General features: G+C 68.5%; 18 protein-coding genes and 1 tRNA gene. 11 read left to right on the top strand and 8 right to left on the bottom strand.

Features of this window, described 5'->3' with window-relative positions; translation table 11 throughout:
• Position 1: 1 nt before the first annotated feature.
• Entirely contained in the window at positions 2 to 940 is a 939-nt protein-coding gene (locus DFW101_RS13735) for a sulfite exporter TauE/SafE family protein (protein WP_009182127.1), read from the bottom strand.
• Positions 937 to 1,365, bottom strand: a complete 429-nt coding sequence (locus tag DFW101_RS13740) for a universal stress protein (protein WP_009182128.1) — start codon at positions 1,363 to 1,365, stop codon at positions 937 to 939. Before DFW101_RS13740 ends, DFW101_RS13735 begins: the two co-directional genes overlap by 4 nt.
• 370 nt (positions 1,366 to 1,735) lie before the next feature.
• Between DFW101_RS13740 and guaD the strand changes: the two genes are divergently transcribed.
• The 5 genes from guaD to DFW101_RS13765 all read left to right on the top strand — a co-directional run bounded on the left by guaD (position 1,736) and on the right by DFW101_RS13765 (position 7,526).
• Entirely contained in the window at positions 1,736 to 3,151 is a 1,416-nt protein-coding gene (gene guaD, locus DFW101_RS13745) for a guanine deaminase (RefSeq protein ID WP_009182129.1), read from the top strand.
• Between the two features lie 180 nt (positions 3,152 to 3,331).
• Positions 3,332 to 3,979, top strand: a complete 648-nt coding sequence (locus DFW101_RS13750; RefSeq protein ID WP_009182130.1) for a putative antibiotic biosynthesis monooxygenase — start codon at positions 3,332 to 3,334, stop codon at positions 3,977 to 3,979.
• A 121-nt stretch (positions 3,980 to 4,100) separates the two neighbouring features.
• Positions 4,101 to 5,543: a sensor histidine kinase gene (locus DFW101_RS13755; RefSeq protein WP_009182131.1), complete on the top strand. Its 1,443-nt coding sequence runs from the start codon at positions 4,101 to 4,103 to the stop codon at positions 5,541 to 5,543.
• Positions 5,540 to 6,883, top strand: coding sequence for a sigma-54-dependent transcriptional regulator (locus DFW101_RS13760; protein ID WP_009182132.1), 1,344 nt, complete (start codon positions 5,540 to 5,542; stop codon positions 6,881 to 6,883). Before DFW101_RS13755 ends, DFW101_RS13760 begins: the two co-directional genes overlap by 4 nt.
• Before the next feature lie 73 nt (positions 6,884 to 6,956).
• Positions 6,957 to 7,526 carry a UbiX family flavin prenyltransferase gene (locus DFW101_RS13765; RefSeq protein ID WP_009182133.1) on the top strand — a complete coding sequence of 190 codons (570 nt, stop codon included), beginning with the start codon at positions 6,957 to 6,959 and terminating at the stop codon, positions 7,524 to 7,526.
• Positions 7,527 to 7,632: 106 nt separating this feature from the next.
• Here the strand turns inward: DFW101_RS13765 and DFW101_RS13770 are convergent, their stop codons facing one another.
• A complete protein-coding gene (locus DFW101_RS13770; protein ID WP_009182134.1) occupies positions 7,633 to 9,993 on the bottom strand; it encodes a tetratricopeptide repeat protein in 2,361 nt (786 codons plus the stop codon).
• A gap of 422 nt (positions 9,994 to 10,415) precedes the next feature.
• Between DFW101_RS13770 and DFW101_RS13775 the strand changes: the two genes are divergently transcribed.
• From DFW101_RS13775 to DFW101_RS13785, 3 genes are all read left to right on the top strand, one after another.
• Positions 10,416 to 11,753 (top strand): glutamine synthetase family protein, encoded by a 1,338-nt coding sequence (locus tag DFW101_RS13775; protein ID WP_009182135.1) that lies wholly within the window; start codon positions 10,416 to 10,418, stop codon positions 11,751 to 11,753.
• 186 nt (positions 11,754 to 11,939) lie between these two features.
• Positions 11,940 to 12,710, top strand: a complete 771-nt coding sequence (locus DFW101_RS13780) for an SGNH/GDSL hydrolase family protein (protein WP_009182136.1) — start codon at positions 11,940 to 11,942, stop codon at positions 12,708 to 12,710.
• Between the two features lie 82 nt (positions 12,711 to 12,792).
• Positions 12,793 to 15,249: a PAS domain-containing hybrid sensor histidine kinase/response regulator gene (locus DFW101_RS13785; protein ID WP_232286042.1), complete on the top strand. Its 2,457-nt coding sequence runs from the start codon at positions 12,793 to 12,795 to the stop codon at positions 15,247 to 15,249.
• Between the two features lie 7 nt (positions 15,250 to 15,256).
• On the opposite strand, the gene DFW101_RS13790 is transcribed toward DFW101_RS13785, so the two are convergent.
• Positions 15,257 to 15,625 carry a response regulator gene (locus tag DFW101_RS13790; protein ID WP_009182138.1) on the bottom strand — a complete coding sequence of 123 codons (369 nt, stop codon included), beginning with the start codon at positions 15,623 to 15,625 and terminating at the stop codon, positions 15,257 to 15,259.
• A gap of 67 nt (positions 15,626 to 15,692) precedes the next feature.
• Positions 15,693 to 18,341, bottom strand: coding sequence for a cache domain-containing protein (locus DFW101_RS13795; protein ID WP_009182139.1), 2,649 nt, complete (start codon positions 18,339 to 18,341; stop codon positions 15,693 to 15,695).
• Between the two features lie 184 nt (positions 18,342 to 18,525).
• On the opposite strand from DFW101_RS13795, the gene DFW101_RS13800 reads away from it, so the two are divergent.
• Positions 18,526 to 19,371, top strand: a complete 846-nt coding sequence (locus DFW101_RS13800) for a hypothetical protein (protein ID WP_009182140.1) — start codon at positions 18,526 to 18,528, stop codon at positions 19,369 to 19,371.
• Between the two features lie 42 nt (positions 19,372 to 19,413).
• Entirely contained in the window at positions 19,414 to 19,914 is a 501-nt protein-coding gene (tsaA, locus tag DFW101_RS13805) for a tRNA (N6-threonylcarbamoyladenosine(37)-N6)-methyltransferase TrmO (RefSeq protein WP_009182141.1), read from the top strand.
• 25 nt (positions 19,915 to 19,939) lie between these two features.
• Here tsaA and DFW101_RS13810 read toward each other — a convergent pair whose 3' ends face one another.
• The 3 genes from DFW101_RS13810 to DFW101_RS13820 all read right to left on the bottom strand — a co-directional run bounded on the left by DFW101_RS13810 (position 19,940) and on the right by DFW101_RS13820 (position 24,986).
• Positions 19,940 to 22,048: a SpoIIE family protein phosphatase gene (locus DFW101_RS13810; protein WP_009182142.1), complete on the bottom strand. Its 2,109-nt coding sequence runs from the start codon at positions 22,046 to 22,048 to the stop codon at positions 19,940 to 19,942.
• A 93-nt stretch (positions 22,049 to 22,141) separates the two neighbouring features.
• Positions 22,142 to 24,034 carry a chloride channel protein gene (locus DFW101_RS13815; RefSeq protein ID WP_009182143.1) on the bottom strand — a complete coding sequence of 631 codons (1,893 nt, stop codon included), beginning with the start codon at positions 24,032 to 24,034 and terminating at the stop codon, positions 22,142 to 22,144.
• A 13-nt stretch (positions 24,035 to 24,047) separates the two neighbouring features.
• Positions 24,048 to 24,986: a bifunctional riboflavin kinase/FAD synthetase gene (locus tag DFW101_RS13820; protein ID WP_009182144.1), complete on the bottom strand. Its 939-nt coding sequence runs from the start codon at positions 24,984 to 24,986 to the stop codon at positions 24,048 to 24,050.
• Between the two features lie 185 nt (positions 24,987 to 25,171).
• On the opposite strand from DFW101_RS13820, the gene DFW101_RS13825 reads away from it, so the two are divergent.
• Positions 25,172 to 25,258, top strand: a tRNA-Leu gene (locus DFW101_RS13825).
• The last annotated feature ends 325 nt before the right edge of the window (positions 25,259 to 25,583 follow it).

The following is a 25,583-nucleotide window of genomic DNA, read 5'->3' on the forward strand; positions in this document are numbered from 1 at the left end:
GCTAGTGTCCTCCGATGGCCGCGAGCAGGACGTCGGGCCGGGCCAGCAGTTCGTAGAGCATCTTGAACATCACCACGAGCACGATGCCGGCCAGGTAGATCTTCAGCTGGTCGCCTTGGAGCTTGCGGCCGATCCTGGCCCCGAACTGGGCCCCGATGGCCGAGCCGATCAGAAGCAGCAGGGCCAGCACGAAGTCCACGGTGTGGTTCTCGGCCGACTGCATGATGGTGACGTTGATGCATGTGAAAAGGACCTGGAAAAGGCTTGTGCCGACCACCACGTGCATGGGCATGCGCAGCATGTAGACCATGACCGGGACCATGATGAACCCGCCGCCGACACCCATGATGGCCGACAGGACGCCGACCAGGGTGCCGAAGAAAAGCGGGGTCAGGGCCGACTGGCGGATGCCGGAGCGGGGGAAGTCCATCTGCCAGGGCAGGCTCGCCATGAACCGGGCGTAGGCCGAGGGCCTGGCCGGCGCGGCCTGGGCCTGGGAGGGGCGCTTGGCCTTTCGCATGGAGCTTAGGGACTCGAAAAACATGTAGGAGCCGACGCCGCCGAGCATGAGGACGTAGGTGATGCTGATGAGGAAGTCGGCGTTGCCCATGGCCCGCAAAATTTTGATGAGCTGGACGCCGAGGGTGCCGCCGAGCACGCCGCCGATGAGGAGCAATACGCCCATCCGGACGTCCACGTTGCCAAGGCGCAGGTGGATGAGCGTGCCCGACGTCGAGGCCCCGACGATCTGGTTGGAATCGGACGCCGCGGCCACGGTAGCCGGGATGCCCATCATCATGAGGAGCGGGGTCATGAGAAAACCGCCGCCGACGCCGAAGATGCCCGATAAGAGCCCCACCCCGCCACCAAGGCCGAGCACGGCCAGGATGTTCACCGAATTGCCGGCGATGGGCAGGTACATGGTCATGGGAATGGTCATGTCGCCTCACCTTGTGTTTGGGTTTCGCTCCGGCGCGGGGAGACCAGTTCCACCCGGCAGGAGATGCCATGCAGGATCCGTTTGAGGGACTGGGCCTCGGCGGGGCGTCCGTCCCCGTCGGCCGATTCGGCCACGAGCAGCGTGATCTTGCGATCGCGGGCGAACCGGATGACCTCTTCCTCGTACCCGCCCTCGGACACGAAGTACTCGATGCCGACCCCCTGCTCCTGGGCCCGCTGCACCATGAGCCGCAGCCGTGCGCCGTCGCCGTCCGTGCCCGGACCGGGCCGGCCGTCGGGGCTTGGCGGCGGGGTCACGAACAGGACGTGGACCTTGGCGCCGATGCGCCGGGCCAGGGAGATGGCCCGGGTCAGGGCCGCGAAGGCTCCGTTTCGTGGCGTTGCGCCAATCAGTATGCGTTCCATGGGGTTTCCTGGCCCGGGCTAAAGCAACCGGCGGGCCAAGACGATTTTTTGAAGACAAGGCATTGGAATGACATGGGAAGAACGTTCGGCAGACAGGGTGGAACGGGTGGGTGTGTTTCAAAATGAAAAGGGCTGGCCAGGAGCGGAACGGCCTTCGTTCCAACCTGAAACAGGCGCGCCCGGAAAGGGACCGGCCAGGGGCGAGGGGCAATGCCCGGAGAGAACGGTCTTTTTTCTATCCAGTCCCGGGAGGGCATGGTAGCGTCGGGCCAAACCCGAACAACGTTCGCGGCGGGCGCCGTCTGGCCGGAAACGGGCCGTCCGCCGCCTTTGCTCCGGCCGCGTCCCACCCTTTGACAGGAGAACCGCCATGCCCAAAGCGAGCTGCGCCGTCCGTGGAACGTTTTTCGATTTCGTCGACGATCCCTGGCACCATGCCGGCAACGAGCAGGCGGCCGCCCGGTTTTTGGCCGACGGCCTGCTTGTGGTCAAAGACGGCGTCATCGCGGATTTCGGCCCCTTTGCGGACGTCTCGCCGCGCCATCCGGGCCTGGATATCACCCATCTGCCGGACCGGATCATCCTGCCCGGCTTCATCGACGGCCATATCCACTTCCCCCAGGTCCGGGTGCTCGGGGCCTACGGCAACCAGCTCCTGGACTGGCTGCAGACCTGGATCTTCGGCGAGGAGCTCAAGTACCGGGACCGCGACTACGCCCGCAAGGCGGCCGGGCTTTTCTTCGACGCCCTCCTGGCCGGCGGCACCACCACCTGCCTGGCCTTCACCACGAGCAGCCCGGTCTCCACCGAGGAGTTCTTCGAGGAGGCGACCCGGCGGGAGATGCGCGTCATCGCCGGCCTGACCGGCATCGACCGGTTCGCGCCGGCGGATTTCTGCATCACCCCGGACGATTTCTACAAGGAATCGAAGCGGCTGATCGAAAAGTACCACCGCCGGGGTCGTAACCTCTACGCCATCACCCCCCGCTTTGCCGTGGGCTGCACCGGCGAGATGATGGACAGCTGCCGCCGGCTCAAGGAAGAGCACGCCGACTGCTGGGTCAACACCCACATCTCGGAAAACCCGTCCGAGGTGCGCACGGCCAAGGACCACTTCCCGGACTGCTCGGACTACACCGAGGTCCACGAAAAACACGGGCTGCTCGGTCCGAAGTTCACGGCCGGCCACGGCATCTGGCTGTCAAACGGCGAGATGCGCCGCTTCTCCAAGGCCGGGGCGGCCATCGCCTTTTGCCCGCTCTCCAACCTCTTCCTCGGCAGCGGGCTTTTCCGCCTGGGCCGGGCCAAGGACCCGGAATACCCGGTCCGGGTGGCCGTCGGCAGCGACGTCGGCGGCGGCAACGCCTTCTCCCTCGTCCGGGTCCTCGAAGAGGCCTACAAGGTCGGCATGTGCAACAACACCATGCTCGACGGCTCCATCGATCCGCGAAACCAGGACCTCGGCGAGGCCGACCGCAACAAGCTCTCGCCCTACCGGGCCTTCTACCTGGCCACCCTGGGCGGGGCCCAGGCCCTCTACCTCGACGACATGCTCGGCAACTTCGAGCCGGGCAAGGAGGCCGATTTCGTGGCCCTGGACTGGAAGGCCGGCCAGCTGGCCATGGCCTGGCATCAGACCCTGGCCGTGGAAGAGGGCGGCCCGGAGACCATCGAGCAGGCGGCCCAGCTCCTTTTCGGCATCATGGCCGCCGGTGACGACCGCAACGTGGACGAGACCTGGGTGGCCGGGGCCCGGGCCTACAAGAAGGGACACGACAAAGCGTAGGGGGGGAGGACGGGGGATGCCTCCGGCGGCCAAAGGGCTTGGCCCTTTGAAAACCCGGGGCGGTGTTCCAACGGACTGCCGGGCTGGCGGAAAGACGGCCGTTGGCCGTGGTTGCCCGGGCCGGGATGGTCGGACCCCGGGTTGGTTCGTCGGCGGTCAAAACGGCGAAGGAGGGCGGGCGTGGAAGTGCGGGTGTCCAAGGTCTCGGCGGTGGTGGTCCAGCGGGTGCCGCCGGAAAAGGCCGACTGGTTCCTGGAGTGGCAGCGCGGCGTCTCGGCCGCGGCCGAAGCCTTTGGCGGCTTTCGCGGCACGGACGTCTACCCGCCGGCCCCGGGCCAGGGCGACGAGTGGATCGCGGTCATCCACTTCGACGGGCCCGAGGCCCTGGACGCCTGGCTCGGGTCCCCGGTCCGGGCCGAATGGGTGGAAAAGCTCAAGTCCGCCATCGGCGGCTTTGACCTGAAAGTTCTGTCCCAGGGCTTTGGCCCCTGGTTCGTCTGCCTGACCCCGGAGGCCGGGGCGGCCCCGCCGCCGTCCTGGAAGATGGCCGTGATCGTGCTTTTGGGGCTCTATCCCACGGTCATGGTGCTGGCCCTTTTCCCGGGCCCCTTCCTCTCGCCGCTCGGGCTGGCCGTGTCCATGCTGGTCGGCAATGCGCTCAGCATCTCGATCCTCCAGTGGCTGGTGATGCCCTTTTTGAACAAGCGCTTTTCCGGCTGGCTCCTGGCCAACGGCCCGGGCCGGCGCCTTGCCTCGGCCGGCGGCCTGGCCGTCATCCTCGGGCTCCTGGCCGGCTTGGCCGTCCTTTTTCGGCAGGTGACCGGGTAGGCAAAAGCCCCGCCTGGAACGGGAGTTGCAGCCCGGTTTCCCGGCCGTCCGGGAGCCGGGCCGCTTTTTTGGGGGAAAAAGGCCGGGAATCGTGGTATTCCCGGCCTCCGAAGGACAGGGTATGTTACGCACCATCCGTTCCAAAATGCTGTTCGTCTTTGCGGCCAGCCTTTTCACCATGCTCGGCCTGGCCGCGCTCCATCTCGGCAGCCTGTCGGCCCTTCGCGAACGCTATCTGGTCAGCGAACGCATCGAGGACCTGCTAAACGACATCCTGGAAGTGCGGCGGTTCGAGAAGAACTACCTGCTCTACCACGACACGGCCAGTCTGCGGGAGGGGCTCGACTATCTCGACGCCGTGGACCGGCTGGCCGGGGGGCTGACCGGTTCCATGGAGCGGGAGCTCGGCGACGCGGCCTACCGGGAGTTCCTGGCCGACTTGGCGGCCTACCGGCTGGCCCTGTCCCGGCTGCCGGCCGGCGGCCGGCCGGGCGCCGAGGAGACCGAGGCCGTCAGGGCCAGGGGCAAGGCGCTGACCGACTATGCCACGGGTCTGCTCTCCTCCAAGCGCCACCGCATCCACGAGACCATCCGGCAGTCGTTGGCCGTGCCCTTCGCCTTTGCCGGCATCTTCCTGGCCGTGACCATCGCCGTGGTGGCCCTGGTCAGCACCCGGGTGCTGCGGCCCCTGGCCCTGTTGCGCGAAACCACCCGCCGGGTCGGGGCCGGCGATTTCCGGCCCGTGCCGTTGCGCCCGGACCTGACCGACGAGATTTCCGGGCTCATGGGGGCGTTCAACCTCATGGCCCACCAGATCGAGGCCAACCAGGAGCACCTGCTCCAGGCCCGCAAGATGGCGGCCCTTGGCACGTTCACGGCCGGCGTGGCCCATGAGCTCAACAATCCCATCAATAACATCACCCTGACCGTGGACGCCCTGCTCGAAGACCATGCCGATTACCTCGACGACGACGGCCGGGAGCTCGTGGCCGACATCGCCGGCCAGGCCGACCGGGCCGCGGACATCGTGCGAAACCTCCTCGATTTCTCCCGCACCGAACGCCCCCCCCTGCTGCCCCTGGCCGCCAGGGACGTGGCCGCCTCCAGCCTGGCCCTGGTCAGAAACCAGCTGCTCGGCGCCGGCCTTGCCGTGGCGATGCAGGTCCAGGAGGACCTGCCCCCGATCCGGGGCGACCTGCGAAGCCTCCAGCAGGTCCTGGTCAACATCCTCCTGAACGCCGTCCAGGCCACGCCGCGCGGCGGCCGGGTGACGCTTTCGGTCGCGGCCGGGGAAAACGGCGAGACCTGTTTCGCCGTGGCCGACTCCGGCCCGGGCGTCAGCCCCGAGGTCCGCCAGCACATGTTCGAACCGTTTTACACCACCAAGGGCGTGGGCAAGGGCACGGGCCTGGGGCTGGCCGTGGCCTATTCCCTGACCCGCCGCCACGGCGGGCGCATCGAGGTCGAGAGCCCGGAAACCGGCGGCGCGGTCTTCACCGTCTGCCTGCCGGCCGCTCTCGCCGAAAGTCCGGCCCCGGGGCCGTCGCCGGAGGCCCGGACATGAAGCCGCGCATCGCCGTGGTGGACGACGAGACCATCGTCTGCAACCGCCTGAGCCGGGCCCTGGCCAAGGACGGGGCCGAGGTCGAGGCCTTCACCGAAGGCCAGGCCTTTCTGGCCCGCCACGGCGAGGCCCCCTTCGACCTGGTCTTCCTGGATCTCATGTTGCCGGACGGCGACGGCATCAGCCACATTCCGGCCATAAAGGCCGTGTCCCCGGGCACCGAGATCATCGTCATCACCGGCTACGGCTCCATCGAGACGGCCATTGCCGCGGTCAAGGAGGGGGCCTTTCATTACGTGCAAAAGCCGGTCAAGCTGGCCGAGGTCCGCCAGCTGGCCCAGACGGCCCTGGAGCGGGCGGCGCTGCGCCAGGAGAACCTGCGCCTGCGCCAGGTTTTGAAGGGCGCGCAAGGCGAGAAACCGCTGATCGGCCTGTCGCCGGCCCTCCGCAAGGTTTTTGCCATGATCGACAAGGTGGCCCCGGTCGACTGCAACGTGCTCCTGACCGGGGCCAGCGGCACGGGCAAGGAGCTGGTGGCCCGGGCGGTCCACCGCCAAAGCGCCCGCCGGGACCGGCCGTTCGTGCCGTTCAACTGCGGGGCCTTCACCGAGGACCTCGGCAGCAGCGAGCTTTTCGGCTATGAGAAGGGGGCCTTCACCGGGGCCACGGCCACGAAGATCGGGCTTTTGGAATCGGCCACCGGCGGCACGGTCTTCCTGGACGAGATCGGCGAGATGCCGCTGTCCATGCAGGTCAAGCTCCTGCGCGCCATCCAGGAGCGGCGGATCCTTCGCGTCGGCGGCATCCGGCCCATCGACCTCGACATCCGGATCGTGGCCGCGACCAACAAGGACTTGAAACACGAGGCCGCCACCGGCGCCTTTCGCGAGGACCTCTTTTTCCGCCTGAACGTGGTCACCATCCACCTGCCCCGCCTGTCCGAGCGCCGCGAGGACGTAGCTCCCCTGGCCGAGCACTTCCTGGAGAAATACAACCGGGCCTTTCGCAAGGTGGTAAGGGCCATCGACCCCGAAGCCCTGGCGATCCTTACGGCCTACAGTTATCCGGGCAACGTGCGCGAGCTCGAAAACATCATCGAGCGCGGCGTGGCCCTGACCGAGGGCGACACGCTCCTCGTCAAGGACCTGCCGTCGGACCTGCGCCAGCTGTCTTTTGATTCCGTGGAAGGGGAAGGGCTCGTGTCCCTGGAGGAGATGGAGCGGCGCTACATCGCCCGGGTGCTCGAACGCACGGGCTATAACAAGGGTCTGGCCGCCCAGGTCCTCGGCCTGCCGCGCACCACGCTCTGGCGCAAGCTCAAGCAGTACGGCCTGGAGTGACCGGCCGCGCCGGCCGGGAGCGGGCCGCCTTTCCGACAACGCATCGCCACGCCCGCCGGGCCTGGGAGGGACCATGAAACGACTGATCGTCGGCATCTCCGGCGCAAGCGGCGTCATCCTTGGCGTGAGGCTCCTCGAAGTCCTCGGCCAGACGCCGGACGTGGAAACCCACTGCATCATCAGCCCCGGCGCGGCCGTGACCCTGCGCCTGGAGACCGGCCGGACCGTGGAGAGCGTCGCGGCCCTGGCCGGCGTGGTCCACGACCACGACAATCTGGCCGCCGCCATTTCGAGCGGCTCCTTTCCGGTGGCCGGCATGGTGGTGGCGCCGTGCTCCATGAAGAGCCTGGCCCAGATCGCCCTGTCCCTTGGCGACAATCTTCTCGCCCGGGCCGCCGACGTGACCCTCAAGGAACGGCGCAAGCTGGTCCTCGTGCCGCGCGAGACGCCGCTGCACCTCGGGCACCTGCGCCACATGGTGGCCGTGACCGAAATGGGCGGCATCATCCTGCCCCCGGCCCCGTCCTTCTACCACGCCCCCAAGACCATCATGGACGTGGTGGACCAGACCGTGGGCAAGATCCTCGACCAGTTCGGCATCCTCCACGACCTCTTTGCCCGCTGGGGCGGCCGCGACGCCTGAGGCGGCCGCCCATGCCCCGGTCGGGTGGGTCCGGGAGGGGGTGACCCCCTCCCGGCCGCCGGAGGCATCTTCCTCTCCTCTCCTCCCCCCCCCTCTCCCTCTCCCGCTACGCCGGCGGTCCGGCCGTTTTCTGCACCCAGAACTGGTACATCTCGATGAAGGTGTCCGGGTTGTCCTCCTCGAAATAGTGCCAGTTGGACAGGTCGGTGGCGGCCGGATCCCCGGGAAAGCGCCGCCGGTAGGCCTCGAGCGCCGGGACGTCGAGGTCGAAGCCAAGCAGCGTCAGGCCGTTTTCCGCCAGAAAGGCCTTGAGGCCAAGGGGCGTGGTGCAGTGCTCGCAAACGTGGAAGAGGAGGTCCCGGCAGCCGCTGATGCTGAAAAAATCATTGAGGAGAATCCGGCGCAGGGGATCGTCGGCCGGCAGGCCAAGGAGCTCCTGGCGGCAGCGGCGCATGGATTCGGCCGTGGCCGTGTAGCCCCGGGCGAAGAGATAGGCTCTGGCCCGGACGATGCCGCGCCGGGCGATGTCGCTGTAGAGCCCAAGCCGCATGCAGCCCCCCGGGCGCAGCAGCGAAACGAGCACCCGCCAGCCGGCCAGGGGATCGGCCAGGTGGTGGAGCACGCCCGAGGATTCGATGACGTCGAACCGGCGGCCGAGATCCGAGAGGCCCAGGATGTCGGCCTGGGCGTATTCGATGCCGCCGACGCCGAGCTCCCGGGTCTTTCGGCGGGCGTAGCCGAGGCTTGCGAGGCTCAAGTCCACGGCCAGGACCCGCGCCCCCCGGAACCGGCGGGCCGTCTCCAGGGCGTGTTGCCCGGTGCCGCAGCCGGCCACCAGCACGTCCAGGCCGTCCCGGGCGCCGAGCGGGGCGAAGACGGCCCGGGGAAAGCGGCGGCGCAGGTAGGCGTCGAAAAGGACGGGCGCGTCCACGGGCGCGGCTTTGATCCAGCGCGGGTAGGGATTTTCCTCGTACTGCAGCCGCACCCGCTGGGACACCGCGTCCACGATGGCCGTAAGCCCCGGCGTGTCCTCCCGGTAGCCTTGCTCCTCGGCCGGCTCGCGCACCTGCTGGGTGAGGAGCGCCTCCACGGGTCCGGGCCAGGGCCGGGCAGGCAACCGCTCGGCCGCTTCCAGGGTGTGGAGCGGAAAATAGGCGGCCACGGCCACGACGAGCAGGGCCGGGATGTCCCGGTCGGCCGTGAGGGCCGCCTCCAGGGCATCGCGCAGGGCCCTGGCCCGGGTTTCCTCCTCCTCGGCCACGGCAAAGGCGTATTCGTTGACATGGCACTGCCGGGCCAGGGAGGCGTAAAAGCCGAGGGCGTCGGCCTCCGGCGGCCTGGCGGCGGCCCCTTCGGCGGTCGCCAGCAGGACGGTGCGGGCCTGGGTCAGAAACCGCTCCAGGGGCACGGTGCAGACCGGCGTGGCGGCAAGCAGGCTTTCGACCAGCGGCTCCCGGCCCCAGGCCTGGGGCCCCTGGGGGCCGAACAAGGCCTCCCGGTCCAGGCGGTTGGGCCAGGCGGCGGCCGCCCGGGTGACGGCCGGGCCGAGGGCCTCGTGGTGTTCGAGCAGCCGGCAGGCCGGGGCGGCCAGCAGTTCCGGCCGGGTCCAGGGCTCGGCCAGGGCCCGGGCGGCCGCGTCCCGGACGCCCGCGTCGGCCTGCCAGGGCGGCAGCCGGCGCAGGCATTCGCAGTAGAGCCGCCGGGCCTCCAGGCCCGGCCCCTGTTCCAGGGACCGGACGACCAGCTCCAGGGCGGCGCCGGGATCGTCCCCCTGGTCCAGGAGGCAGGCCGCCAGCAGGTCCAGGGCCTGGGCCAGGGTGGGATCGGCCGCCAGGGCGGCCCTGGCGCAGGCCAGGGCCGCGTCCGGGCGGCCGAGTTCGCGCAGGGTGATGCCCCGGTTGGTCAGGGCGTAGGCGTAGTCCGGGGCCAGGGCCACGGCCGCGGCATAGGCGGCCTCGGCCTCTTGCAGCCGGCCGAGGTCCTTTAAGGCGTTGCCCAGGTTGTAGTGGGACCTGGCCTGGTCCGGGGAGAGGGCAATGGCCTGCCTGTAGCTGGCGGCGGCCTCGTGCGGCCGGCCGGCGGCCTCGAAGGCCGCTCCCTGGTTGGTGAGGGCCCGCACCGAGGCCGGATCGAGGGCCAGGGCCTGGCCGTAGCAGGTCAGCGCCTCGTCCAGGCAGCCGGCCTCGGCCAGGGCGATGCCGAGGTTGTTGTGGATGTCGGACACGTCCGGGGCCAGGGCGGCGGCCTTCTTGAGGCTGGCCACGGCCGGTCCGCTCTGGCCCAGGCGCAGGTGCAGGGTGCCAAGCAGGCTCCAGCCGAAGACGTCCGAGGGAAAACGCCGCGTCAGGTCCGTTGCCCGCTCTTCGGTCTCGGCAAAGAGCCCGGCATTGTAAAGGGCCACGACATCGAGCTTTTCCGTCCGGCTCGGGACCATCGCCATCTCGACAGGATGCGCTTGCGTCTGCATGGGGCCGCCTGCTTGCTGGAGGGTCTGCGGGGGTGCGTCACGTCACGCCTGGGTCGAAACCTCCGATCGGGAAGCGGCGTCGGCCGCTCCTGGTGGCACGGTGAAAAAGGGTGTCCGGCCGCGGCCCGCTTCCGTGGGACGGCGGTCACGGCTTTTGAGGATTGCCGTGACCGTTACCACAAGCGCCGGCCGTTACCAAGCGGGATTCGGCCCTGGCCGCGCCGTCGTGGCGACCGGCCGGACCGGCCCTTTGGACTGGACGGTTCTTCGCGACTGGGCTAGCAGGGGGAAGGATGGAGCCCTGGCCGGAATTTGCCGGCCGGGGCCGCTTCGCCATGGGGGGCCGCCGGCGTCCCGGCATGGGAAAAGGACGCCTGGGCGGGCGGTTACTGGCGCGAACCTGAGATAAGGAGGACACAGGCATGGCGGTTTTCAACTGCAAAAACGCCGACGACGTGCTGCGGGCCGTGAAGGATTACAACGTCTCCTTCATCCAGTTCTGGTTCATCGACGTGCTGGGGGTGCTCAAAAGCTTCCAGATCACGCCCCGGGAGCTGGAAAACGCCTTCGAGGAAGGCATGGGCTTCGACGGCTCCTCGATCACCGGGTTCACCAAGATCCAGGAATCGGACATGGTGGCCTTCCCCGACCCGTCCACCTTCCAGCTCGTGGCCTGGCGGCCGTCGGACCGTCCGGTGGCCAGGCTTTTTTGCGATGTCAAAAACCCGGACGGCACACCCTTTGCGGCCGACTCGCGCTATGTCCTCAAGCGCATGCTCAAGAAGGCCGCCGACCTCGGCTACACCTACTACGTCGGCCCGGAGCTCGAATTTTTCCTTTTCGCCAACTCGTCCGAGCCCCAGATCCTGGACCACGGCGGTTATTTCGACGCCCCGCCCCGGGACCTGGCCAACGACGTGCGCCGCGACATCAATTTCGCCCTGGAATCCATGGGCGTGGCCGTGGAATACAGCCACCACGAAGTGGCCCCGAGCCAGCACGAGATCGACCTGCGCTACCAGGAAGGCCTGCTCATGGCCGACTACGCCCAGACCTACCGGGTGGTGGTCAAGGAGGTGGCCCGCAAGCACGGCTGCTACGCCACCTTCATGCCAAAGCCGCTTTTCGGGGAAAACGGCTCGGGCATGCACTGCCACCAGTCGCTTTTCAGGGGCACCAAGAACGCCTTTTACGACGCCTCCGACGCCTACCACCTGTCCGGCGAGGCCAAGAGCTACATCGCCGGGCTCCTGCGCCACGCCCCGGAATTCGCCCTCGTCACCAACCAGTGGGTCAATTCCTACAAACGGCTGGTGCCGGGCTACGAGGCCCCGGTCTACATCGCCTGGGCGAGGCGCAACCGGTCCTCGCTCGTGCGCGTGCCGATGTACAAGCCCGGCAAGGAGGCGGCCACCCGCATCGAGTTGCGAAGCCCCGACCCGGCCTGCAACCTCTACCTCTGCTTCGCGGCCATGCTCGGCGCGGGGCTTCGGGGCATGGAGGAGAACTACGAACTGGCCGCGCCCATCGAGGAGAACATCTTCAAGATGACCGACGAGGAGATGGCGGCCAAGGGCATCTCCTCCCTGCCGGGCAGCCTGCGGGAGGCCGTGGACAACCTGGAGAAGAGCGAGCTCATGCGCGAGGTCCTGGGCGACCACCTCCACGCCGCCCTGGTCGAGAACAAGAAGGCCGAGTGGGACGCCTACCGGACCCAGGTCACGGAGTGGGAGATCGAGCGCTACCTGCCGATTCTCTAGCCGATCCGCCTTCTTTGCCGTGTTGCCGTTTCGGGCCGCCTTCGGGCGGCCCTTTTCGTGGGGGCCGGTCGGTCACGGGTGCCGGTCCGGGGCCAGGGCACCCGGTTTACGGCGCAGGCCGAACATGTTATCACGTGTTCACCGACGCTTTTCCTTTTCCAATCGCCCTTTTCCAAGCGAGCTTTTTTGAAATACCACAAATCCATACTCGCGCTTCTGTGCAGCAGCCTGATCTGTCTGTCGCTCTTGGCGCTTTACTACAAGAAAGGGTGGGACCTGGCTGGCGGACAGTTGCGGGAGATATCCGACAACATCGATATGCTCAAAACCGTGATGCAGGATCTGGGCGGCGTCTACGCCCGCACCCGCATGAGCATCATTTTGACGCAACTGCAATCCCAGGATGAGGACCTGCTTGTCGTCTTTGGCGACAGCATCGTCGAGCAGATGTATTATCCCGCCACCGCCGGCCGCAACATCATCAACACCGGCATTTCCGGGACCAAGGCCCTGGAGGCCAGGCCCTTTCTGGAACGGATTCTTGCCGCTTCCCGCGGTCCCCTGGTCGTGCTCTCCATCGGCACCAACGACGCCTTGGAGAAGTCCTTGGCCACGGCCGACCAGTTTGCGGCCGGGTACGAGGAACTGGCCCGGCTCGTCCTGGCCAGCGGCCGCAAGCTGGTCCTCGCCACCCTGCCCCCCCTGGAGGACGGCAAGGCCGCTTCCGCCATGTTCGATCGGGCGAGCCTTGCCAGCTACAATGCCCGCATCCGCGAGATCGGCCGGCGCACCGGCGCGGTGGTGGCCGACGTCAACGACGTGCTGACCAGACGGCAGGCCGCCCACCCGGGCCCCTTCACCGTGGACGGGGTGCACCTCGACGCGGCCGCGGCCACCGTCTGGCGCGACACCGTGTACACTGCCATCCGCCAGGCCCTGGCGGATGGCGGCGCCTGAAGGCCGGCTGCTCCCGCCTTGACAAGGGCGTGACGCCGTGAGCAAACTGTGCTCCATGGAAAATCCCAGGGATACCGCCGCGTTGAACACGAATTTGGATGACGGGCCGTTTGGCCGCCTGGGCGACGCCCTGCCCTGCCCCGCCTTCCTGGTCGGCCCGGACGGCCTGGTGCGCCAGGCCAACGGGCCGGCCCTGGAGCTTTTCGGCGAGACCCGCGGCGCGCCCTGTCCCCTGGAGCGGCCGGCCACGGTCGGGACCGACGCCCCGCAGTGGGACGGCGAGGGGCGGGGCCGCCGCTTCCGGGTGTCCGAATCCCGGTGGGAAGAATCCGGAAGGGTGGCCGGCCGCTTCCTCTGCGCCGTGGACGTCACGGACCTCGACCAGGCCCGCCGCCTGTCCGCGCGGCGCGAGGGCCAGTTCGCGGCCATTGTCGCCGAGGCCCAGGAAGGCGTGGCCATTGCCGTCAATGGCCGGCTGGCCTACGTCAATCCCTTCCTGGAACGCCTGACCGGCCACGACGCGGCCACCCTTTGCGCCGGGCCCTTTGCGGCCTTTCTCCACGAGGACGACCGGGCGGAGGTCCTCGACCGCCACCGCCGCCGGCTGGCCGGCCAGCCCGCGCCGTCGGGCCACACCTTTCGCATCGTGACCCGGGACGGCGGCGTCCGCTGGGTCCGGGCCGCCTCGACCCGCATCGCGTGGGAAGGGGGGGCGGCCTCGCTGAACCTCCTGTCCGACATCACGGCCGAACGGCAGGCCGAGCTCGCCCTGGCCGACCTCGTCCGCGACCAGGAGGCGGTCATCGCCAGCCGCACCGCCAGCCTGCGCGAGGCCAACCAGACGCTGGAACGGGAGATCGAGGAGCGCGAAGCGGCCGGCCGGTCGCTTCAGGCGGCCAACGAGCGCCTGTCCCGCGAGATCGCCGAGCACGAGCGTACGGCCCGCAAGCTGACCGAGGCCCGCAAAAAGGCGACCGAGGCCTCCCGGGCCAAGTCCGTCTTCCTGGCCAACATGAGCCATGAAATCCGCACGCCGCTCAATATCATCCTCGGCATGGCCGACATGGCCCTGCGGCCGGACAGCCGGGACCGGATGGACAACGTCCGGGCCCTGGAGATGATCCGCGAGGCCGGCACCTCGCTGCGGGGCCTCCTTGGCGACCTGCTCGACCTGTCCCGGGTCGAGGCCGGACGGCTCACCCTCGAATCCATTGTCTTCAGCCCCGCCCACGTCCTGACGGCCGTCCTGGACGGCCACGCCGTGCTGGCCGAGCGGCAGGGGCTGGTCCTGGCCGCCGCGGTCGGGCCGGACGTTCCCGAAACCCTGGTCGGCGACCCTGGCCGCCTGGGCCAGATCCTTGGCAACCTGGTCGGCAACGCGCTCAAATTCACGCCCAAGGGCCGCATCGACGTGTCCGTGCGCCGGGTGGAGGAGGGGGGCAAAAACGCCGATCCGGCGGCCGTGACCCTCCTTTTTTCCGTGAAGGACACCGGCATCGGCATTGCGCCGGAGAAAACCAAGGCCATTTTCCAGACGTTCCGCCAGGCCGACGAGGCAACCAGCCGGCAGTTCGGCGGTTCGGGCCTGGGGCTGGCCATCTGCCGCCGCCTGGTCGGGCTCCTTGGCGGCCGCATCCGGGTCAAAAGCCGGCCCGGAAACGGCAGCGAATTCACCTTCACCGTCCGGTTCCGCCAGGCCGAGGCCGGAACTCCCGGGCCCAAATCCGGGGAGCCGGCCCCGCCGCCGCTCCCGCCCCTCGACATCCTTCTGGCCGAGGATTCGGACCTGGCCGCCGAGATGTTGGTCGCCTTCCTGACGCCCAGGGGCCACCGGGTGACCCGGGCGATAAACGGCCTCGAAGCCCTCGGAACCCTGGCCATGCGCCGGTTCGACCTCGTGTTCATGGACATCCGGATGCCGGTCATGGACGGGCTGGAGGCGATCGGCGCCATCCGCCGGGGGCAGGTGCCGGGCCTGGCCCCGGACCTGCCGATCCTGGCCCTGACCGCCCACGGCGAGACCCGGGACCGGGACCGGATCCTTGCGGCCGGAGCCACGGCCTACCTGGCCAAACCCGTGGACCTGGACCGGCTGCTGGGGACCATGGCCCGGGTGATGGCCGGGCAGGGGGAGGCGGGGCCGGGCCCGGACGCCGGACGGCGGCCCGGCGAGGCCGGCGCCGGGGAGGCCTTTGACTGCGGTCGGGACGAAGCCCTGGAGAACCTGGGAGGGGACGTGGAACTCTACGACCGGCTGGCGGCCATTTTCCTGCGGGACACCCCGGTCGACCGGCAGCGGCTGCGCGAGGCGCTCGAGGGGGCGGACCTGGAGGCCACCGTCCGGCTGGCCCACGGCCTCAAGGGGAATGCCGGGGTGATCGGGGCCACGCCGGCCGCGATCCGGGCCAGGGACCTGGAACGGGCCGCCCGGGAAGGCCGGATGGAGGCGTTCGCCGCCCTGGCCCTGGCCCTGGAGGCCGAACTGGACCGGGTGCAGGCGGGCCTTGCCGCCAGGGGCATCGCGCCGGCCGCGCCGTGACCGGACTTTATCCGCCGAGGGCCTGGCGCAGGGTGTCGAGGACCGCGGCGGCCTTGAGCGGTTTGGCCAGGGTGTGGGCCGCCCCGTAGCTTTTGGCCCAGCCGAGGGTCTCGGTGTCCGTGAAGGTGCTGCCGGCGCTGATGGCCACGATGGGCAGGCCCGGGGAAAGTTCCAGCAGCTCCCGGATGGTGGCCAGTCCTTCCTTGCCGGGCATGAAAATATCCACAAAGGCGGCCTGGGCCGGGGCGTCGCGAAAAACGGCCACGGCCGCGTCGCCGTCGGCGGCCTCGACCACCGTGTGCCCGGCTTTTTCCAGCACGTCGCGCAGCATGGTGCGCGTGATCGCCGCGTCGTCAACAACCAGTATGCGTGCCACGGTAGCGGTTCCCCTTGTTTGCGTTGCCGTCCGGATTCCGGATTGCGGGCGGGAAGGCGGGCCGGCCTCAGGCCGGCAGTTGCCCCGGCCCCTCGTCATCGGCGTCGGTGGCCTGCATCCGGACGATCAGCTCGTTTAATTCCTCGGCCTCTTCGTTGAGCCCCCGGACGGCGGTCACGGAGGCGTCCATGCCGTCCCGGATTTCGAGCGCCACCCGGCTGACTTCCTCGGTCGCCCGGCTGATTTGCGTGGCCGTGGCCGATTGCTCCTCGGCCGCCGTGGCAATGGCCCGGATCTGGTCGGCCGTGCCGTCGACCATGCCGACGATGGCGAGCAGGGCCTGGCCCGCCTCCTCGGCCAGGGCCGTGCTGCGGGTGACCGCCTCGGCCGCCCGGATCGTTTCCTCGTTGCCGCGCCTGGCCCCTTGCTGGACGGCCTCGATGGCCGTGCCGACCTCGCGGGTGGCGGTCATGGTCTTTTCGGCCAGCTTTCGGACCTCGTCGGCCACCACGGCGAAGCCCCGGCCGGCGTCCCCGGCCCGGGCCGCCTCGATGGCGGCATTCAAGGCCAGCAGGTTGGTCTGGTCCGCGATGTCGGAAATCACTTCGAGCACCCGGCCGATGCCCTGGGTCCGCTCCCCGAGCTCACCCATGTCGCGGCGCAGGGTATCGGCCAGCCCCCGCACCTCCTCGATGGCCGCCACCACCTGGCGGACCATGTCCGCGCCCTCCCGGGCCCGGTCCCTGGCCTCGTCGGCGCTGCCTGCGGCCAGGCCCGCGTTCTGGGCCACCTCGAGCACGGTGGCGTTCATCTGTTCCATGGCCGTGGCCGTTTCCTCGGTCCGCTGGCGCTGGTTGGAAACCCCGTCGCTGGTCTGGTCGATGAGCCGGGCCAGGGACCGGGCGTTGTCCGACACCCGGGCGGCGATGCCCTCGGCCGTGCCGGCCGTCTGGGCGATCAGCCGGTTCTGGTCGGCCAGCGCCTCCTGCTGGAGTTTGACCTTGGTCAGGGTGGCCAGCATGGCGAAGACGCCGAGCATGCGCCCGTCGTCGCCGCTGATGGGCGCGGCGTCGATCTTGACGAAGAACCGTTCGCCCCAGGCGTAGGTCCCGTCGTATTCCACGTTGGTGATGATCTCCCGCCGGCCAAGGACGTCGCCCAGGGTCCGGGCCACCGGGCCGTGGCCGGCGAAGACGTCGGCGATGGACCGGCCGACGTAGTGCTCCGGCTCTTTTTTCTCGCCCATGAAGTGGGCCAGCCAGCGGTTGACCAGGATCACCCGGCCGTCGGGATCGGCCACCACGCAGGGCATGGTCACGGAGTCGAGGATGCCCTTGGCGAATTCCAGCTCTTCCTTGAGCTTGGCCACCATGGCCCGGATGGAGCCGGCGAGGTGCGCCATCTCGGCCGACAGGTCCGCCTCGACCCGGGCGTCGAGGTCGCCGCCGGCCACCCGGTCGGCATAGCCCACGATGGCCTGGATGGGCCGGTTGAGGAGCCGGCGGACGAAGACGAGGCTCAAGGCCGCCATGGCGGCCAGGAGCACGAGGGAGGCGACGACGAGCTTGACCACGATGGCCCGGATGGCGCTGTCGAGCTCTGCCGCTTCGGCGGCCACGGCCCGGTCGATGCCGTCCACGTAGTCGCCCATGCCGATGATCCAGTTCCAGGGCTTAAACAGCATGACGTAGCTGAGCTTGGGGAAAAGCTCGGCCGATTCGCCGCCGCCCGGCAGCGGCTTGGTCCAGGCGTAATTGACGTAGCCGTCGCCGGCCTGGGACACGGCTTCGAGCATGGCCTGGGCCAGGTTCTTTTTGCCCGAGGGGAAGGGCGTCACCGGCCCGTCCTGGCCGGCCTGCAGGGAGGTGGCCCGGTCGAAGGCCGGCATGTCCATGACCTTGCCGTCGAAGTCCGGCCGGATGGGGTGCATGACCATGCGCGGCGTGGGGGCGGTGGTGTCGTAGATGAAGAAGTAGTTGCCGTCGAGCAGGCGCATCTTGGACACCAGCGCCTTGGCCTCGGTCTGGAGCCGGGCCGTCTCGTCCTCGATCCAGGCGCCGGAGCCGAAGATCCAGCCGAGTTCCGGCACGAGCCGCACATAGGAAATCTTGGGCTTGGGCTGGCCCGGGGCCCCGGGCTTGTCCCACATGTAGGCCACCATGCCCTGGCCCTTGTCCTTGGCCACCTGGACCATGTCGAGGAAAAGGGCGGTGCCCTTGGGATCGCGGTAGCCGGACAGGTCCTTGCCGTTTAGGGCCGGCTGGGTGGGGTGCATGACCATGCGGGGGGCCATGTCGTTGATCCAGACGTAGTTGCCGTCGTCGAACCGGGCGCTTTGCGTCATGGCCGCGATATGGGCCTCGATCGCCTCGCGGGGGAGGGTATCCTTGTTGGCCCGGTAGTAGGCCTCGGCCTGGTTGGCCACGGCGTCCACCACGCCTTTCAGGTGGTCGTGGGTCCTTTTCTTGAGGGCCTGCTCATCCTTGGAGACCCCGTAGAAATAGTTGACGACCTCGTAGGCCTGCTTGACGGCTTCGCGCTGGCGGTCCTTGGCCTGGGCGAAGAGCTTTTTTCCCAGTTCCCGGCCGCTCGCCTCGCGGTAGTCGCCCAGCTGGTAGAGGAAAAAAGCCATGGTAAAGACGGACAGCGTGGTCAGCATGGCAATGCAGACCATGGCGATCTTGAGGCTGATGGACCAGTCCCGGAGTTTTGTCATGGTGCGTTCCCAGCATGGTGCGTGTTGGAGGAGAGCGTGCCCTGCCGGGCCGCGGCGAACCGGAGGCCAGGGAAGACGCTACGCTTATGCGTTACGCTATGACCCAAGGGGGAAGCGATGGCAAGGTGTCTGGGTGGCTTCCCTTTTCATCCGGCCTTTGGCATAACGGCGTGAAGAAACGGCCATGATGACTTTTTCCGAATTTTCCACCCATCTTTTCGATCCCCTGCACACCTTCTGGGAACACCCCCGCACCCGGCGGGTCGTGGCCATCACCCAGGTGGCGGCCTTTCTCGCCGGCATCCTCGGCATCGAGCTGAACCGGCTCGGGCTCCTGCCGCCGGCCCTGGCCCACATCACGCCCACTTCCCATTTCTACGCCATAAGCCTGGCCTTCACCCTGGTCCTCATCCAGGAGGTGGTGGACCTGATTTTCGTCCTGCCCTGCTCGGTGACCAAGTCGCTCGGCAAGCAGTTCGAGGTTTTGTGCCTGATCTTGTTGCGCGACGCCTTCAAGGAGCTGGTCAACCTCCACAGCTCGGTCATCGAGATCGAGACGGGCCACGTCCTTTTGCCCATGCTGGCCGACGGGGCCGGGGCACTCCTCGTTTTCAGCGGCCTTGGCCTCTATTACCGCCACCACCGGAACCGGCCGCAGCCCCGCAAAGGCCCCTGGCTCTATCCGTTCGTGGCCAACAAGAAGTTCCTGGCCTTCTGCCTGCTCCTTTTCTTCCTCGGTTTCGGCGTATGGGTGATCTGGCAAAGCGCCGCGGACGGCCGGCCCCACGACTTTTTTTCAGTCTTCTACACGGTGCTGATCTTCACCGACATCTTCATCGTGCTCCTGTCCCATACCTACCAGCCGTCGTTCCGGTCGGTCTTCCGCAATTCCGGCTTCGCCCTGGCCACGCTCTTGATCCGTTTCGCCCTGGCCGCCCCGGCCTACTACGCGCCGCTGCTCGGCGTGGTGGCCATCTGTTTCGCCTTCGGCGTCTCCGTGGCCAGCGACGTGTTCGAAAAAGACACCTGAACCGGCCCGCCGAAGGCTCCAGGCCGCGCCCCGGAGGCATCCATGGAAGACAACACCCCGCTTTTTTCCCCCATCGGCATCATCCGTACGCCGTTTGCCACCCTGGAAGGCATGCCCATCCAGCCGGCCGGGGCCCGGGACGCCGTCGGCCGGCTGGAGCTCGACCCGGAACTGGCCCCGGCCCTGGCCGATCTGGACGGCTTTTCCCACATTTATCTTCTCTACCGCTTCCATGCCGCCACCGGCTTTTCCCCGACCGTGACCCCCTACCTCGACACCACGCCCCACGGCCTGTTCGCCACCCGGGCCCCCCGGCGGCCGAACCCCATCGGCCTGTCCCTGGTGGAGGTGGTGTCGGTCGCCGGGAACGTGGTGACCGTGCGCGGCATCGACGTGCTGGACGGCACGCCGCTTCTGGACATCAAGCCCTACGCCCCGGCCTTCGACGCCCCGGCCGGGCCGGTGCGCGCCGGCTGGATGGAAGGCCGGGCCGCGGCCGTGGCCGCCACCCGGGCCGACGACCGGTTCGTTTCTCCAGCCTGATCCAGGCATCCCCCCGGACGCGACCCTAGGTCGTCGCCTTGATGACGACCAGGGTCACGTCGTCTTCCAGGGGCAGGCCGGCCTTGAATTCCCGCAGGTCGGCCACCAGCGCGTTGATGATGGCCGAGGCCGCGCCGCCGGCCTCGCGGCGGACCACGGCCTCCATGCGCTCCTTGCCGTACATGACATCGCCCTTGCTTCGGGCCTCGTGGATGCCGTCGGTGTAAAGGACCAGCACCTGGCCGGGAGCCAGCCACGGCCGGCGCTCCTCCTCGTAGGTCCAGTCCGCGAAGGCCCCGAGCGGAATGCCGCTGCCCATGAGCTGTTCGAAGCCGTCCGTTTCCGGATCGTAGAGCAGGCCCGGGTCGTGGCCGGCCCGGCACCAGACCAGCTCGTTGGCGCTCCTGTCCAGGCGCAGGAAAAAAAGCGTGATGAACCGGCCCGTCAGATGCGTGTCCTGGCACAGGAGGCCGTTGACCTCGGTGAGGAGGGCCCCCGGCCCCGGATGGTCCATGGCCCGGCCGCGCAGAAGCGCCCGCCCCGTGGCCATGAAAAGCGCCGCCGACACCCCGTGCCCGGTCACGTCCCCGACCACGATGTCGGCATGGGCCGCGTCGTCCTGATTGAATTCCAGGAAGTCGAAATAGTCGCCGCCGGTCTCGTCGCAGTAGAGGCTCAGCGCCGCGATATCGAGGCCGGCCAGGGCCGGCGGCCGGCCCGGCAGGAGGTTCTGCTGCACCTCCATGGCGAGGGTCATGTCGTTTTTGAGCTTTACCCGCTCCAGAAGCTGGGGGGCCATGTCGTTGAACGACCGGGCCAGCTCCCCGAGCTCGTCCCGGCCGCGCGGGGCGACGCGGACCGAAAAGTCGCCCTCGGCCAGCCGCCTGGCCGCCTCGGCCAGCTCCTTGACCGGCCGGGTGACGGTCTTGGACGCGGCAAAGGACAGGGCCACCACCACGGCCACGGCCGCGGCCACGAACCAGCCCATCTGCCCGAGCATCCGCGACACGGCCCCAAGGACCCGGGTTTCGGCCGTTTTCGCGCCGGCCACCACCACGTCGCGGGGCGCGGCCAGGGCCACGGCCAGGTCCTTCTTGGCGATGGGCGCGTAGGCGACAAGCGTGTCCTGGCCCTTGTAGGCCATGCGGCGCACCCCGGCCCGGCCGGCGGCCAGGTCATCGATGGCCGCCTCCAGGGACGCCGCGTCCGGGGATTCGATCCGCTCAAGCTCCACCGGCGCGGTCCAGTCCAGGGACTTCTGGGCATAGTCCCGGCAGGCCACCACCACCAGTTCCGGCCGGCCGGACAGGGTGTTGTGGTTGACCGAGACCACCATGGCCCGCATCCGGTCGGTCCAGGCCCGGGACAGATCGGTTTCGAGAAAAAGGTTTCCCATGGGAATGTCGCAGCCGGCCACGCCGAGGACCGTGCCGTCCGGGGCGCGCAGGGCCAGGGCCATGGTGGCCAGCACCTGCCGTGTCACGGCGTCGGTCATGATGTCCCAGGTGATGCCCGGGGAGGCGGCGGCGTTGGCGTACCAGGGCCGGCGCCGGGGGTCGTAGCCGGAAGGGTAGCCGCCGTGGCCGGGATAGGCGGCGTGCAGGCCCGAGGCCAGACCCACGTAGCCGAAAAGCATCAGGTTTTTGTGGCGGGCGAAAAGGGTCCGGTAAAAGGGCAGGGTGTTGGCCAGGGCCGCGATCTCGGTCCGGGCGGCCTGGGGCGACCGGCCGGGGGGCAGGTGGAAGGACAGGTGGTCGTAGCTTGCGGCCACGTCCGTGCCGGGCAGGGTGACGAGCCCGGACGCCGGCACCGCCCCGGCGTCGAAATCGGTGTCCAAAAGCGGGGCGGGGCCGAGCGGCTCCCGGGGCGCTGCCAGCAGTTCCCGGGTGGCTTCGTTTGCCGTGAGCGACAGGGAGGTTTCGAGCAGGTCCAGGGTGTCGGCGCAGTCCTCGCCGAGCATGTCCGCGGTCTGGAGCAGCTCCTTGGAGGCGATTTCCTCCAGGCCGGCCATGGCGCCGCCGGCCAGTTCCCGGCCGAGTTCCCCGGTCTGCCGCCAGGCGTAGAACCCCAGGGCGCACAGCGGGGTGATGACCACCACCAGGAGGAAACACAGGAACTTTGACCTGATACGCATGGGACGCTCCGCAAGGCGTTGGGGATGTCCGTGCTGCATAGGCGGTTAGGGCCCGGCGGGCAAGGGCCGCAGGCCGGCCGGCCTGCCGCACGGTCATTGTTCTTTCTTCAGATCCTTGAGCGTGGCGGAGTAGGCCCTGAAGACGTGTTGCCGACTCAGCATGCCGAGCACCGTGTCGGGCTGGTCCTGGGCCACCACGGGCAGCTGGCTGAGGTCGGTCTCGATAAAAAGCATGAGCGCATCGTAGAGCGACATGTCGGGATTGACGGCCACGGGCTGGCGCATGAGGTCCCGGACCAGGACCAGATCGTGGAGGGAAGCCTCGAACAGGACGTTTCGCACGTCCTGCACGGCCAGGATGCCGGTCAGCTTGTCGGCGTCGTTTTTGACCGGGAAGACCAGTTCGCTCGTGCCGGCGATGATGTCGGCCAGGGCCTTGAGGGTCACGCCCTCCTCGAGGATGGTGGACCGGCCCGGCACGAAGACGCTCGCGACGGGCACGGCCTCCAGGATGTTGGTGGTGGCGTCGGCCACGTGGGCCGGGGAGGTGAACTTGTTGTCCTCCTGGTTCTCGTAGAGGTGGATGTCGTCGCAAAGGACGAGGGCCACGGCCGAGCAGAGCATGAGCGGGGCCAGGAGCCCATAGCCCTGGGTGATCTCGCAGACCATGATCAGCGGCCCGATGGGGGCGTGGGCCACGCCCGCGAAAAAGGTGGCCATGCCGACCATGGTGTAGCCGCCGGGCTGGGTGACGATGTCCGGCCGCAGCCAGTGCCCGGCCTGGCCGACCATGCCGCCGGCCGCGCCGCCGAGAAAAAGGGCCGGCGCGAACATGCCGCCGGACAGGCCGGAGCCGATGGTCAGCGAGGTGGCCAGGACCTTGCCGCAAAAAAGCCCGGCCAGGAACCCGAGCCCGAGCTGGCCGTTGACCGACAGCTCCAGCCAGCCGTACCCGCCGCCCAGAAACTGCGGATAGACCATGCCGAAAAGCCCCATGCCGAGGCCGCCGAGGACCATGGAGGGGGTCAGGCCGAAACGCGCCTGGATTCTGCCGAAGACCTGGAACTTGAAAAAAAAGAACGTGCGCAGGAAAAATCGGGCACCAAGCGAGACCACCACGGCCAGGACCAGGTAGAAGGGCAGCTCCAGCGGGCTTTTGAAGACGTACTGCGGGGTGCGCAGGATGGCATCCGTGCCGAAAAAAAAGGTGAACAGCGTGTAGGCCACCACGGCCGAGACCACGGCAGGGAGCAGGGCCTCGGCCTCGAAATCCTCGGAATAGAGGACTTCCACGGCCGTGATGGCCCCGCCGAGGGGGGCCCGGAAAATGGCCCCGAGTCCGCCGGCCGCCCCGGCCAAAAGCAGGATGCGGCGCTGCCGGGCGGTAAGCCCCAGCTTCTGGGCCAGAAACGAGCCGAGGCCCGCCCCGAGCTGGGAGATGGGGCCTTCCTGGCCGGCGCTGCCGCCGGAGGCGATGGTGGCGATGGCTGTGACGCCCTTGAGCAGCGGCACCAGCGGCCTTATGACGCCGGCCTTCTTGTGAAAGGCCTTGATCATGGCGTCGGTGCCGTCGGTGGCGCCGTCCATGGCCTCGGGGATGAACCGGGTGATGAGGAGGCCGGTCACAAGGCCGACCGCCGTGGTGAAGACCGGGATGAGCCAGGGCCGGTAGGGCCCGGGTTCGGCGAGGACCAAGGATTCCCCGGACGGGTGGGGCAGGGTCAGGCCGGCCAGATGCGTCAGGAGCAGGTGGCCAAGCGATTCGAGGCCGAGGTAGAACAGGATGGCCAGCAGGCCCGACCCGAGGCCAGCCACCACGCCGAGGACCAGCCACCGCACCAGGGCCACCCGGATGTAGCGCCGGGTGAGGCGCTTGAAGAAAAGGGCCGGCTGGCGGAAGATCGTCGGCCGTCCGCGCTTCGGGGCGGCCGCAGGCGGCGCCGGGGCGGGTTGGCCCGGCTCGGGCTTTTCGGGCGGGGCGGCCATGGGGCGCGGGCGGTCAGGGCCGGGCGTCCGGCGCGGCCAGGATCATGCGGGCCAGGCCCACGTCTTCCCGGATGCGGGTGATGAGTTCGTCCGGGCCGGAGAACTTCTTTTCCGAGCGGATGCGCTGGACGAAGTGGACCCGGATCGGCTCGCCGTAGATCTTGCCCTTGTAATCGAGGATGTGGGCCTCGACGGCCATCTCGAACTCCCCGAAGGTCGGGTTTCTGCCGATGTTGGCCACGCCCGGCCGGATGGAGCCCTCGACCTCGACCCAGACGGCGTAGACGCCGGAGAGCGGCACCAGCTCGTCGCGAAGGGCCAGGTTGGCCGTGGGGAAGCCGAGCTTGCGGCCGCGCTTCTGGCCGTGGGCCACGGTGCCGCGCACCTGGTGGAACCGGCCAAGGAGCGGCCTCGCGTCCCAGACCTGGCCGGCTTGCACCATGTCCCGGATGCGGGTGGAGGAGACGACGGCGCCGTTTATGATGACCGGGTCCAGGCGTTCGACCCCGAAGCCGTATTTCTGGCCCAGGGCCGAGAGGAGCTCGAAATTGCCCTTTCGCCCCTTGCCGAAGGCGTAGTCGTAACCGATGACGAGTTGCCTGAGCGAAAGGCCCTCGACCAGGATTTCGCGCACGAAGTCTTCCGGCTCCCGGGCGGCCAGCTCCCGGGTGAAGGGCAGGACGACCGCCACCTGGATGCCGACCGCCTCGATGCATTCGAGCTTGTGCTCGGTCGAGGTGATGGCCGGCGGGGCGGCGTTGCCGAGCAGCACCCGGCGGGGATGGGGATCGAAGGTCAGGGCGGCGCTGACGAGCGAAGCGGCGGCCGCCCGGTCGCGCACGCGCTGGAGGAGCTTCACGTGGCCCATGTGCACGCCGTCGAAGTTGCCGATGGTCAGGCAGACGCCGTTTAGGGCTTCGTGGATATCCTCGACGCGGGTGACGACAATCATGGGTGTGGTTGGTCCGGCGGGCGCTGGTGGCAGACGTTCGCCCACGGGCCTTTGTTGCTATCCCAAAAGAGGACCGGCTTCAACCGGGGGTTCCTGTGGGTCGGTTTGAAAAAATCGCGGGCCGGGCGATTTTTCTCTTGCCAAGCCGGGTCCGTTTGCGTAGAAGCCTTCTTCTGCACCGCGCCGCCGAAGTGGTGGAATTGGTAGACACGCTAGGTTCAGGGTCTAGTCCTCGCAAGGGGGTGGGAGTTCGAGTCTCCCCTTCGGCACCACAAGCAAGCACAGGCTGGGAGTAACTTCCCGGCCTTTTTGCTTTTTTTCGCCGGAAGGGCCGCCCGTCAGGGCGGTTTTCACCGCGCAATCCATCATTTGGGCAACGGGTACGAACTGCTGGTCCGTTTTGCTGGTACGGACCGGGGCAGGGTTCCAGGCGGCCGGTCGCGCCCTTGTCTCCCCTTTCTCCCGTGTGTTTCCGCTCTTGTCTTTCCGTTATGTATTGCCCGCATCGTGGGGCAGGGCTTCATGGCCTCTCCCGGACGAGTCTGACGGCGTTGCCTTTGTCGTACGGGTTGCAACCCGGCGAGTCGTTTTTTTGTG

It is taken from the genome of Solidesulfovibrio carbinoliphilus subsp. oakridgensis (assembly GCF_000177215.2).
Taxonomy (GTDB): Bacteria; Desulfobacterota; Desulfovibrionia; order Desulfovibrionales; family Desulfovibrionaceae; genus Solidesulfovibrio; species Solidesulfovibrio carbinoliphilus.